Here is a 14,456-nt window from a genome sequence, read left to right on the forward strand (position 1 = left end):
ATGCAACTGCTTCTGATGAAGGTACCTATACCTATAACACCCCGCAAGGTTGCGCTATAAACCTAAATGTAAACGTAAAATCTTTTGATTGTAATTCTTTAGGATTACAAACTTCTTATAGTGTTAATAATGGAACCTTTGTGAATGAAGATACTAACTCAGTTTTTATTTCTCTTAATGAAGGAGATGATTTAATTTTAAACTTGAATCGTGGAGAAATTCCTTTTAGCATATCTGGCTACAAAACAAGACCATTAAGCGAAGAAGACTTTGTTATAAACAAAGCAAAAACATCAGATATAGGAAGCTATAACCTTACAACAAAAGAAGGCTGCAACAAATTACTAGTTATAAATGTTCAAAAAATAGCTATAACATCTAACCCAAAAATAGAAGATATTATTTTATATCCAAACCCAACAACAGATGGTAAAATAAAATTCATAGTTAAAGACTTTATAAATGAAACAATTAACATTAGATTCTATGATATATATGGAAAATTAGTTTCCACTAATCTAATCCCTTTAAATCATGGTGAAGAAGAAGAATTAAACATAGGACACTTTAATGTTGGAACATATATTGTTGAAATAGTTAGAGTTGAAAAAGCCGAAAGCATATATAAAAAAATAATAAAAAAGAACTAATTCTTATTTTTCATTAAAAAATAACCACAATGATGGAAAAAAATAAAAAAAATTAAATTAGAGATAATTACTTCTAAAATTCAAAATTGTAAAATTTAACATTCAAAACTTATAAGCACGTATTAATAATATGTGCTTATTAAAAAATTCTAGTACTAAAAATAAAAAGGCATTTATTAAAAAAAATACAATATTGGAAACAACAAATCCGTTAAGCTCCTATATTTTTGTATAAAAAAATTAAATTAGAGATAATTACTTCTTTTTTACCAAAGTTCTTACAAAAAAACTTCTTCTATAAAATGTAGAAAATAAAATTGCTTATTATAAATTTCAATGCAAATTAATTTCTTTTGATCATCTTTGCATTATAAACACTAAAAAAACCATGAATATCTCATCACTAAAATTAGATTCCAAAAACACTATTCTTGTCACTGGAGGTGCTGGTTTTATAGGTTCAAATTTATGTAACTCTTTATTAGATAACGGTAACAAAGTTATTTGTTTAGATAATTTTGCCACTGGTAAAAGAGAAAATATTTCTCCTTTAATGAAACATCCAAATTTCACATTAATCGAAGGAGACATAAGAGATTTAGAAACTTGTCATATAGCCTGTAAAACAGTAGATTACGTTTTACATCAAGCTGCTTTAGGCTCCGTCCCAAGATCTATCAATGATCCCATAACAAGTAACGACGTTAATGTTTCTGGTTTTTTAAATATGCTTGTTGCTGCAAGAGATGCAAAAATTAAAAGATTTGTATTTGCTGCAAGTAGCTCTACCTATGGAGACTCTACAAATATGCCAAAAGTAGAAGATGTTATAGGTAAACCTTTATCCCCTTATGCAATTACAAAATATGTAAATGAACTATATGCTACTATTTTTAGTACTACCTATGGTTTAGAGACTATAGGGTTACGCTATTTTAATGTTTTTGGACGCAAACAAGATCCAAATGGAGCTTATGCCGCAGTAATACCAAAATTTGTTTTGCAATTAATGAATTATGAATCTCCCGTTATTAATGGTGATGGTTCTTTTTCAAGGGATTTCACTTATATAGACAATGTAATACAAATGAATATTAGAGCAATTACATCCAATAACAAAGAAGCTACTAACACTGTTTATAATGTTGCTTATGGTGAACGTACAGATTTAAAACAGTTAATTACTTTATTAAAAGAATATTTAGGGGAGTTCGACCCTGCTATAAAAAATGTAGAACCTACATTTGGCCCGCAGAGAGCTGGAGATGTACCACATTCTTTGGCATCTATAGACAAAGCTAAAAAACTTCTCGGTTATAGTCCTGAGCACAGCATAGAATTAGGGCTTAAAGAAGCTGTAAATTGGTATTGGGAAAATTTAAAATAGTATAAAACAATGAATTTAACAGTAATTGGAACTGGTTATGTTGGCCTTGTGAGTGGAACATGTTTTGCTGAAATGGGTAATACTGTAACCTGCATTGACATTGATGCTTCTAAAATACAAAAATTAGAAGAAGGAATTATTCCTATTTATGAACCTGGATTGGAAGCCATGGTAAATAGAAATTACGCTAATAAAACTTTACGCTTTAGTACTAAATTACCTAATAATTTAGAAAAATGTGATATTGCTTTTATAGCTGTAGGTACACCAATGGGAGATGACGGCTCTGCAGACTTACAATATGTATTACAAGTTGCCAAAGAAATAGGGCAACACATGACCAAATCTATAATTATAGTAGATAAATCAACAGTACCTGTTGGAACAGCAGACAAAGTAAAGGCTACTGTACAAAAGGAATTAGACAATCGAGGTTTAGATATTTCTTTTGACGTTGTTTCTAATCCTGAATTTTTAAAAGAAGGAGATGCTATTAACGATTTTATGAAACCTGACCGTGTAGTTATTGGCTCTAATAGCCCTGAAGCTACAGATAAAATGCGAGCTCTATACTCCCCTTTTTTTAGGTCTAGTGTAGACCGTTTGATTGTAATGGATGTTCGTTCAGCAGAGATGACAAAATATGTTGCCAATGCTATGCTTGCCACAAAAATTTCATTTATGAATGAAATTGCAAATATATGCGAACTAGTAGGTGCCGATGTCAACAAAGTACGTATTGGCATAGGTTCTGACACTAGAATTGGGTATAGTTTCATTTATCCAGGTAGCGGTTATGGAGGCTCTTGTTTTCCTAAAGATGTAAAAGCTCTAAAAAAAACGGCAGAAGAACATGGTTATAATGCCAAATTAATAAAATCTGTAGAAGAAGTTAATAATAGCCAAAAACTAGTAATTGCAAATAAAGTTATTTCTCGCTTTGGGGAAGATTTATCAGGAAAAACATTTTCTATTTGGGGGTTAGCATTTAAGCCAGAGACAGATGATATGCGAGAAGCTCCTGCTATTTACATTATAAAAGAATTAGTTAAACGTGGTGCTAAAATAAACGCGTATGACCCCAAGGCAATGGATGAAGCACAACATTTTTATCTTAAAAATATAAAAGAAGTTTCCTATTTTAATTCTAAATACGAAACTTTAAAAAATGCAGATGCTATGATTCTTTTAACTGAATGGAAAGAATTTAGATCTCCAGATTTTGAAGAATTAAAACAACAACTAAAACAACCTATAGTCTTTGACGGTCGCAACCAATATAATGACGAACGTATGAAGCGAAATGGTTTTGAATATTTCCAGATTGGAAAAAAATCTTAAAAAACAAACAAATGTCTAATACAAAAATTGCCATTATAGGATTAGGCTACGTAGGCCTGCCTTTAGCTAGATTATTTGCTACAAAATACCCTGTAATTGGTTTTGATATTAATGAAACTAGAATTAAAGAATTACAAGCAGGATCTGATAAAACCTTAGAAGTTTCAGATGATGTCTTACAAGATGTACTCCAAGACAACTCTAATATGAATACTGGGCTTTATTGCTCTAACAATTTAGATGATATTGCAGATTGCAATTATTATATAGTAACGGTACCCACACCTGTAGACAGTACAAACAGACCAATTTTAACACCTTTGTATAAGTCTAGCGAAACAGTTGCTAAAGTCTTAAAAAAAGGAGATACTGTTGTTTATGAATCTACCGTTTACCCTGGAGTTACAGAGGATGAATGTGTTCCCGTATTAGAAAAAATAAGTGGTTTAAAATTTAATGTGGATTTTTATGTTGGCTACTCTCCAGAACGAATAAATCCTGGAGACAAAGAACATACCGTAGAAAAAATACTTAAAGTTACATCTGGCTCTACTCCAGAGGTTGGAAAAAAAGTAGATAATTTATATAAATCTGTTATTACAGCGGGAACTTTCTTAGCTTCATCGATAAAAGTTGCCGAAGCCGCGAAAGTAATTGAAAATTCTCAAAGAGATATAAATATCGCTTTTGTTAATGAATTAGCTAAAATATTCAATTTAATGGATATAGACACACATGATGTTTTAGAAGCAGCAGGCACAAAATGGAACTTTCTTCCTTTTAAACCAGGACTTGTTGGCGGACATTGTATTGGCGTAGATCCTTATTATCTTGCACAAAAAGCGCAAGAATATGGCTACCACCCTGAAATCATCTTAGCTGGTAGACGTATGAATGATGGAATGGGTAAATATGTTGCATCTGAAGTAGTAAAATTAATGGTTCAAAAAGATATAAAAGTTAAAAATTCTAATATTTTAGTTTTAGGAATAACTTTTAAAGAGAATTGCCCCGATGTTAGAAACACTAAAGCTGTTGATGTAATTAAGAACTTAAAAAGTTATGGAACTAATGTAACCATCTATGATCCTTGGGCCTCTCCTGATGAAGTAAAAAAAGAATACAAAATTACTTCTCAAAAAGATTTACCAAAAGAAAAATATGACGCCATTGTTCTTACTGTTGCTCATAAAGAATTTCTTACTATGAATATCGAAAAAATGCTGGATTCAGATGGCGTTTTATATGATGTAAAGGGATTACTTACATCTGGTGTGTCGGGAAGACTATAAAAAGTTCGATTCCACACAATAAAAAAGACCTTCTTATTGTGTGGAACAACTAGTAATTAGATACAATTAACGAATTTTACTTTTAGGTAGCCTATGGTTTAGTATTTTTGCTAGACACACTATATTATAACATGGCTCCAAATTTTAAATTTATTCCATTTAGTTTAAGGGTAATTTATAAAAATATCCTACCAGTAATAATATGCTTTTTATTTGCTACGCCAATATTTTCTCAAGATACAGATGGCGATACTGTATTTAACAATATTGATGTAGATGATGATAATGATGGTATACTTGATATATATGACTGTATTATTCCAATTCCTAACTACAGTTTTGAAAATCCAATCCCATATAGCATACCAACCAACTGGATCAACACATCTGGAACTGCTTTACAAGCAGGGACTCACGACATAGACGCGAGTAATTACCTAGCTGCTCATGAAGGAAATCAATTTTTATATATTAATTCTGCTAATGGGATAACAAACCAAGTAACATTAGACCTTCCTTACGGTGTATACTCGGAAACTGGCTATATATTCTCTATTGCAATTGGAGATGGTTTAGCCAATACGCAATACAGAAATGATGGTATATCTACTATTGAAATGGGTTATGGAAATAGCGCTGCTGGTTTTAACCCTATTCCCGGCGCTTCTATAGTTGTTGATGGAACAACTACTCTAGATGGAACTTGGACAGATATTGAAATACCTTTTACTATTAACGCAGGTGATCCAGCAATAAATGAAGGCATTTTAATTAGAATCTCCCATGAAGGAAGAACCAATGAGCTTGCGGGAAATTATGATAACTTAAGATTAGAAATTGATACCGATGCTGATGGGATTTCAAATTGCCTTGAGGTTGATTCCGATAATGATGGTTGTTTTGATACTGAAGAAGCCGGACATATTGCTAATGGAGCAGGTAGATTAAATAATACAGGAACAAATCTCGATGGATCAGTAATTCCTGCTACTACTGGATATACAGGAAATACAGAATATGTACTAAACAACCTTATAAATACTTGTAACGCTAACTTTAAAGACAATGACAATGATGGTGTTCCAAATAATGTTGATTTAGATGACGATAATGACGGTATAACAGATATCTATGAATGTGAAATTCCTGTTTTAAATTATAGTTTTGAAATGGATCCTGCTTTTGGTACAACAACAGGCTGGACATTTATATCAGCCTCAGGAGGAGGTACACACGATTTACAAGCAGATAATTATAATTATGCTCCTGACGGAAATCAATTTGGTTTTATCAATGGCACAGGGTCTGCTACATTAACAAACTCCTGGGCTACTTTTAGTCCTGGTGGTTATGTTTTATCTATTGCAGTTGGCGACGGAATTGATTTTACAAATAGTTTCCGCAATGACGGCACAACTCTAATTGAACTTGGCTATGATAATGGTGGCGGCTTTATACCAGTAGGATCGAGAACAATAACAGCATCAGAAACGCCAAATGGTATTTGGACAGATTTTTCATTAAATATAAATATTCCAACTGGGAATGCTGCTAATGGGCAAGGAATACTTATTAGAATATCTCATACCGAAAATACAGCGTTATACCAAAGTGCTGGTAATTACGATAATATTAGGTTAGTAAAAGACACTGATAACGACGGTCTTTCTGATTGTTTAGATTTAGATTCTGATGGAGATACATGTGCTGATGTAGACGAAGCTGGATATACTAATTCTGGAACAAACACCTTACAAGGGAGTGGTATTAACGTAGATGGTACAATTTCAGGAAATATTGATGGCTATTTAGGAAATAGAGAAGCTGTAATAAACAATACAATTATTCAATGTAATCCCATAGATACAGATACAGATACAGTACAAAATGGAGATTCATGGTATTACAATGGATCAGGCAATTTACTTTTTGACCAATACGATCTTGATAATGATAATGATGGTATTACTGATTTAGATGAAGATTGCCATTTAACAACACAAGGAACAAATAGAGAACCATACAATTTTGAGCTGCCAGAAAATAATTATTTTTATGACCCCGCTGCTGGAAACAACGAACCTTTTTCTACTGGAACTGGGTTTAATGGTGTTACGGGGGTACTAGACTTTTGGACAGCAAGTGACCCTAGCATTACTGGCCCACACCTAGTAAACTCTGACCAATTTATTAATCCCGCAACTACATTACCATACTCTCCTAATTACAAAACTGATGGTTCTGGATTAATTGATGACCCAATTTCATATGAAAATGACACCTATGCTTTTATAAATGGTAATGGAACATTAACACAAAACACATCTCCTATAACAATACAAGAAGGTAGCTATATTTTAACCATAGCTGTAGGCGATGCTTTAGATTATGCTGATCCTTTTAGAAATGATGGTCAAAGTTTAATTGAAATGGGGTATGATAATGGTGGAGGTTTTACCACACTAAATTCCCTTACTATAGAAAGCCATGAGACACCAAATGGGCTATGGACAGATTTTACATTTTCTGCACTTGCTACTCCAGCATCTATTGGAGAAGATCTTTTAGTTAGAATTACTCATACTCAAAACGTAGCACTAAATCAACAATCAGGAAACTATGATTATATCCGTATAAATTTTGATTATGATGGTGATGGTATAGAAGACTGCAACGATTCTGACAGTGATAATGATGGTTGTAGCGACACAAAAGAAGCTGGATATACAGATGATGATGATGATGGATATTTAGGAAACACTAGCCCACCAACAATTAACACTAGTGGAATAGTAACTAGTGGTGTTGATGGATACAACACCCCCATTAGTCCTAATGTACGTTCTGCAGGAACACTTGCCATAAATACTGATTTAACAAATACTACTGTTTGTGAAGCTCAAAATGCGACTTTTACAGTAGCTGCAACAGGATCTGGTAATTTAATGTATGAATGGACTATAAGTACTGATGGTGGAGCAACCTATGGGTTACCTCTATCCGAAACAACAAACACATTAACATTCGCTACAGTTGCAGCTGAAAATGGTAATTTTTATCGAGTAGAGGTATGGGGAGATGATTATTTATGTAGAGAAGAATCCATTGCTCAATTAACAGTAAATTCAGCCCCAACACTTACAAGTATTACTCCTACAAACACTAATATATGTGATGGAGATAATGCAGAATTCACTATCCTTGGAGACGCAAATGATATAATCACCTATTCTTTTGATGGGGGAACAACAACTGCTATTACAACATTAGACAATACTGGCAGCTCTATTGTATCGCAGGCTGCTGCATCTTTAAATACTACAATAAGTATTATAAGTATCGAAGATAACCTAACTAATTGTCTTGGAAATTCAACCTTGACTTCTTCAATTGCAGTAAATACAGTGCCTACTCTAACAATAGACAATACTGTTTGTGCAGCAAACTTACTTACATATCAAGTTGATTTTACATTAAACCTAGGGACTGTAACAACTACAGCTGGATCTGTTTCTGGAAATAGCATTACTAATATCCCAGCTGGAACTAACATCACTATTACTGCCGATAATAATGGGTGTATTAGAACCTTTAATGTAACTGCTCCTAACTGTAATTGCTTATTTGTAGAAGCCCCTATAAATCCAAATACCCCTAACATTTGTTTTGGTGAACCAAATGCAATTTTAAATGTTCAGCTTCCTATTACAGGTATTGGCAACCAAGTAAGTTGGTATACTAATTCTACTGGAGGAACAGCAATAGCATCTGGATTAAACTATACTACCACTGACAATGCTATTGGCACTTATACCTATTACGCTGAAGCAGTAGAAACTATCTCTGGTTGCACCAGTGGATCCAGAACACCAGTAACTTTCTCTATAACAGAAATACCTACTGCAGATACACTGCCAAATGTTGACATATGCGATACTTATAATTTACCCACATTAAGCCCAAACAATTTTTATTATACTGGAACAAATGGAACAGGTAACCTTTTAAATTCAGGTGACAACATCTCTAGTTCTCAAACCGTATATATTCTTGCCCGATCTTCTGTAAATTCAAATTGTTTTGATGAAACCAGCTTTACTATCAACATTTATGAAACACCAGACTTAATAATTGACAATACTTATTGTGATGCTTCTCTACTAACATATAATGTAGATTTCACTTTAAATTCAGGAGTAGTTACGGCTAGTGCCGGCACTGTTTCAGGAAACAGTATTATAAATATTCCAATAGGCACAAATATCTCTATAACAGCTATTAACAATATTTGTTCAGATTCAAAAACAATAAATTCACCTACCTGTATTTGCCCAACTATTGAACCTCCTATAAACCCCAATAATCTAGTAGTTTGTTTTGGTGACTCAAATAACGTTTTATCAGTTGAACTTCCAAATACAGGACTTGGGAATACTATAAATTGGTATACTACAGAAACTGGTGGCTCTATCTTATCAACAGGGTTAACGTATTCTTCCCCAGAAACCAACACCGGCACTTATCTATATTATGCAGAGGCTGTACAGAATGCTTCAAACTGTTCAAGTACTAGAATACCAGTTTCATATACAATTACAGAAACTGTTTCTGCAGATATAATTACAGATATTAATTCCTGTGAAACATACATATTACCTAATTTAAGTGCTAATAATAGATATTACACAGGGCCCAATGCCTCTGGCTCAATACTAAACTTTGGAGATACAATTTCTAATACACAACGAATTTATATTTTTGCAGAATCTCCAGATAATCAAAACTGTTATGATGAAAGCAGTTTTGTAGTTTCTATTTTTAACACCCCAAATGTTAATATACCAGAAACTCTTTCTATATGTACAGACGAAAATGGAAACACCACTCCTGTATCAATAGGAGAATATATAGGAGCTAATTATACATACAATTGGACTCCTGATAATGATATTGATGGAGATGGTGTTGAAGAAGCAATACTTCTTGTAAACCAACCAGGTTTCTATACATTAGAAATAACTGACAATAACAATAATCTTGTTTGTCCAGGAAGCTTTTATTCAACCAGAGTTACTAACACTCCATTACCCATTGGTATCGAAGTAGAAATTTCTCATCAAGACAACAAATTAAGTAATACAAATAATAAAGTTATAATAACTACAGAAACATTAAATGGAATTGAAAGTGATAAGTTTGAATACAGCATAGACTCTCCTAATGGTCCGTTTCAAGAATCAAATATTTTTACAAATCTATTAGGAGGGCTGCATAATGCTTATGTAAGAAACTTAGAAGGATGCGGTAATACAATTATGAGCTCCCCTTTTTTAATAATAAATTACCCTACAGTTTTTACTCCAAACTCAGATGGTTTTAATGATACTTGGAATATTCTTGGTTTAAACAGTACAAATTTCACAACAGACGTAACAATTTCAATATTTGATCGATATGGAAAACTTTTAGTATTAGTAGATCCTGATGGATTGGGTTGGGACGGGACTTTTAAAGGAAAGCAAATGCCTTCAACTGACTATTGGTTTAAAGTAGATTATATAGATATAATCAACAATAAAAAATTAAACTTTAATGGCCATTTTAGTCTAATTAGATAATAGTATATTCTATGTTTATTTAGAATATACTATTGCCATAATTTTCTTTACAAAATCCTTTATTGGTTTTGGAAAAAACCAAGCAATAGTATTTACTAAAGAGTTTCTATCTTTATAAAATGCTTTATCAAAATTGAAATTAGGAACTACAAAATTAGGATGTTTTAGAGGAAATTCTACTTCGCTGTTTGATTCATAATCAACAAAAGGACTTTTAGAAGTATGAGTAGCATCTTCATCAAAACCAATATTACTAATTAAATTGTGGCTAGGAAATACTCCCAATTGGTTTTGTGCTCCAACAGAATAACACCATTGAAAATCCCATGCACTTACAATATTGTTATCAATAGCTTTTACTCTTCTTTTCCAATATTTATAATCTTTCCCTAAAAAGCCACAGTTAGATAAAATTGAAACTTCATCATTTCCTCCTTTCCAACTCATATCATAATCCATATTATCCCATGCTCTTTTCCAAGTAGCCCAACCCCAACATACTACATATTTAGAAAAACAATAAGATAAATCATTCATAGAACTACCCACTTGATTAAAACCTGAGATAAGAGCAATACGCTCATCATTCTTATATTTTTTTAAGAGTTCTTCAGAAAAATTAAAGAAACTTGGTTGGGCAACACAATCATCTTCAAGAATAATCCCCATTTCAACTTCATTAAAAAACCAATTAATTGCTGTATATACTCCTGGACCACATCCTAAATTATCTTCTTGAAAAAGAGTTTTTATTTCGCAATCCCAATCTATCGCTTTTAAGACTGCTGATCTTGTTTCATTTACTTTTTCTATTTCACCCAAGATATGTTTTCTTGGGCCATCTCCTGCAATAAAAATTCGTTTCGGTTTAACTTTTTTTATTGCTTCTAAAGATAATAAAGAAGTTTTTTTTCTATTAAAAACAACAAAAAGTATTGGTATTTCTAAATATTCCATTAAAATTATTTATAACTGTTGGGTATAAAATTTGTATCTAAAGATAATTTTTTTGCACTAGCCTTAATAAAGTATTTCATTTGGTTTAATGGCCAACCTGCAATAATTTGATCTCTTCTTATAAACAATTCATTTTTCTTAATTTGATTTCCATTAGAGATATGACAACCTCGTGATGCCGAAGAACAGGATTCGTAACCGTTAGAAAAAACAATATCATAAGCTTTCTTATTAAAATCACTATATTTTCCATACGTAAAAGCAAAATGTTTTATTTTTCCACACTTGGCAGTAAGTTCCTTATCTGTCTTAAAAAAGTCTTCTTCAAACTCCACCGCAGTCATATCTGATACCCGATCATGCTCATAGGTGTGTGCACCAATTTCATGACCGTCTTTCTGCAATTTATATACGTCGTCCCAATCCAGAAAAGACACTTTAGGTAACTCCAGTTTTTTATTACAAAAAAATCTTAATTTTTCATCGTCCTTAAGACCTATACTATAAGGGTTTAAAAAAAAACAACAGCTTGCTCCATATTTTTCAAGGATTTTAGCAGCTATCATATTACTATGAATTCCATCATCAGAACTCCAAGATATATATGGTCTATCTACGTTACCATTTAAAAGGCGCTCTACTGCCTCTGAATGAGAAATAAATGTATGTTTTTTTGAAAGAAAACTCAATAACTTATCAAAGTTATCTGCTTCATCTTTAAATACATGGTGAATGTATAAAAATTGTACTCTAGGAATATCTAATAAATAATCATTCCTCACAAATACATCCTTTATAAATAAAGTGTCTAAAACAATTGATCTAATTGCACCTCTCAATTTTCCTTTTTGAGCTTTTTTAACTGCTTTATAAGTACTAACCATTTTCTTGTTTCCAATTTTTAAATCATAATAAAAGTTACATCATAAACTAAAATTCAACAATTATGTTGTGCAGTATCTTATTATTTCAATTAATCATTAACAATGTTAAAGAAAAATGTATTTCATCGAATAAATAACATTTTAAAAATCCAAAAGAAGATAAGCTCCGTATAACCTAGGAAACAAAATCGCAAAATGTGCATTTCAACGAAAAAAATAGAATTATATCGGATATTTAAAAATAATGTTGAATTTTTGTTGTGCTGATTTTACCCCAAATGAAACTTAACCTTTTTACAATTTAATTTATGAGCAACTTAAAAGCCCCAAAGTCAATTAGTTTACTCTTTATTTTTCTTATTTTATTTTCATGTTCTAAAGATTCTGACCTACTAAGTGATCTTGTGCTAAAAGATGAAAATGGCCAAATAACAGACATAAAAAGAATTCAAGATGATTACTTTCAGATTAATACTACTTCAATAGTATTAGATGTACTAGAAAATGATAATCTCACAAACTTAGAAAATGTAAAAATTGTCAAGGTATCTAACCCTATAAATGGAATTGTTAGCATCAATGAAAATAAAACAATAACATATAGTATTTCCTCACAACAAGAGACTCCTCAGCAAGAGACTCCTCAGCAAGAGACTCCTCAGCAAGAGACTCCTCAACAAGAGACTCCTCAACAAGAGACTCCTCAACAAGAGACTCCTCAACAAGAGACTCCTCAACAAGAGACTAATACTACTGACACATTTACATATACAACAGAAGTAACAAATGAAGATAACTCTGTAACTACAGAAGAAGCTACAGTTACTATTGAAGTTAACAGGAATAACAATTCAGAAGACACACCTACATCCTTTGAAAATGGATATTACGTAACTTCATATGGTAATAGCAATAATGATGGTTCTAGTGAAAATCATCCGTGGAGTATACAACATGCAATTAATGTAGCTAAAGCTGGTGATATTGTTTATGTTAAAGCTGGTGATTATGGCCATCTTGAATTATTACAATATAACAATGGAACTTCTGAAAATCCAATAAGATTTATCGGATATAACAATACTCCAGGTGACATCTCTTCTAATGGTAGTCCTAGTTACTCATACGGAGACTCTTTTGAAGACTTAAATTTTCCTAAGTTTTCTGGAAATGGCAACGGAATATCATTTAAAATTAGTGGTCGAAATGTTCACTTAGAAAATTTTGTTTTGTCAAATTTTGAAACTGGAATAGTTTCAAGTGGAGATAATAATACAATTAAAAATTTCATAGTCTTTAATATGGGTAACTTAAATGGAAATGACTATAATGGTTTTGGTATAAGAGGGATTGGTAATTCTATTAAAATTGAAGATTGTTTTATTCTTAACGCAGGAGCGGAAGGAATTACTATAAGAGAATCTGAAAATGCAAGAATTTTAAATTGCAGTGTATATTCGGATAACTCCACAAATCCAACAGATTATTACATATTATTTCATGGTAACGTTACTAATTCCTTAATACAAAACAGTACTGTATACAGAGGAGAAGGACTACACCACCCTGGGCATGGATTAGTATTTAAAGATGGACCACAATATAATACTATAAAAAATAGTACAGTTATAAATACAAATATTGAAATGAATTATGGTAATGTAGCCTTTAACACTATAGAAAGTACTACCCTAAGAGGGAGTTTCTATAATTCCGGAGATACAGCTGGTGGTATTGAACTCAATAATGGTGCTCATGATAATACTTTTAACGATATGAATGTTTCCGGAACATGGGGCGGAGTTCGTTTTAAAGACTACTATGATGGCAACAGTCCAAATGATTTAGTTAATGCAGGACATCACAATACTTTTAACAGAATCACAATTACAAATTGTCAAGAAGCAATTTTAATGGATGAATTTGGTCATGAATATGGAGGAGAAACCCACGACAATACATTTAATGATTGCTCTATATCAAATTGTCAATCTTTAATTCGTGTATATAGACCCAACAGTAATTTTAAAATTGCAAACACTACAATTGATAATGTTGGAGAATTAAAAGATGAAAACAAATCCTTTAGATTAAATGACAATACAATTTTTGAAAATTGTATTACAATAAACACTAATTTTAGTTTATAAAACTAACAAGGTTAAATAAAAGGTTAAATGCTCTAAATAGTTATATTTAGAGCATTTAACCTTTTATTACTATACGTTAATGGATTTGTTTTTTATATTTAAAAGTAATTTATCATTTTTGCACACCAAATAAATAATATATTCGTTATATAACTTAACAAGCAAATAATTTAAATT

The 14,456-nt window shown here is 31.8% G+C and carries 8 protein-coding genes; 6 read left to right on the top strand and 2 right to left on the bottom strand.

Features of this window, described 5'->3' with window-relative positions:
* From Q0945_RS13215 to Q0945_RS13235, 5 genes are all read left to right on the top strand, one after another.
* Nucleotides 1–650 (top strand): T9SS type A sorting domain-containing protein (locus Q0945_RS13215; RefSeq protein WP_299435345.1); only part of this gene is annotated, 650 nt, incomplete at its 5' end.
* Between the two features lie 388 nt (nt 651–1,038).
* Complete coding sequence (locus Q0945_RS13220) at nt 1,039–2,037, top strand: SDR family oxidoreductase (RefSeq protein WP_299435347.1); 999 nt, start codon at nt 1,039–1,041, stop codon at nt 2,035–2,037.
* Nucleotides 2,038–2,046: 9 nt separating this feature from the next.
* Nucleotides 2,047–3,378, top strand: coding sequence for a UDP-glucose/GDP-mannose dehydrogenase family protein (locus Q0945_RS13225; protein ID WP_299435349.1), 1,332 nt, complete (start codon nt 2,047–2,049; stop codon nt 3,376–3,378).
* A gap of 11 nt (nt 3,379–3,389) precedes the next feature.
* Complete coding sequence (locus Q0945_RS13230) at nt 3,390–4,670, top strand: nucleotide sugar dehydrogenase (protein ID WP_299435351.1); 1,281 nt, start codon at nt 3,390–3,392, stop codon at nt 4,668–4,670.
* Nucleotides 4,671–4,801: 131 nt separating this feature from the next.
* Nucleotides 4,802–10,288 carry a T9SS type B sorting domain-containing protein gene (locus tag Q0945_RS13235; RefSeq protein ID WP_299435353.1) on the top strand — a complete coding sequence of 1,829 codons (5,487 nt, stop codon included), beginning with the start codon at nt 4,802–4,804 and terminating at the stop codon, nt 10,286–10,288.
* 15 nt (nt 10,289–10,303) lie between these two features.
* On the opposite strand, the gene Q0945_RS13240 is transcribed toward Q0945_RS13235, so the two are convergent.
* Nucleotides 10,304–11,245: a nucleotide-diphospho-sugar transferase gene (locus tag Q0945_RS13240; protein ID WP_299435355.1), complete on the bottom strand. Its 942-nt coding sequence runs from the start codon at nt 11,243–11,245 to the stop codon at nt 10,304–10,306.
* A 5-nt stretch (nt 11,246–11,250) separates the two neighbouring features.
* Complete coding sequence (locus Q0945_RS13245) at nt 11,251–12,129, bottom strand: polysaccharide deacetylase family protein (RefSeq protein ID WP_299435357.1); 879 nt, start codon at nt 12,127–12,129, stop codon at nt 11,251–11,253.
* A gap of 308 nt (nt 12,130–12,437) precedes the next feature.
* On the opposite strand from Q0945_RS13245, the gene Q0945_RS13250 reads away from it, so the two are divergent.
* Entirely contained in the window at nt 12,438–14,279 is a 1,842-nt protein-coding gene (locus Q0945_RS13250; protein ID WP_299435359.1) for a hypothetical protein, read from the top strand.
* The last annotated feature ends 177 nt before the right edge of the window (nt 14,280–14,456 follow it).

The organism is uncultured Maribacter sp. (assembly GCF_947500405.1).
In the GTDB taxonomy this organism is placed as follows: Bacteria; Bacteroidota; Bacteroidia; order Flavobacteriales; family Flavobacteriaceae; genus Maribacter_B.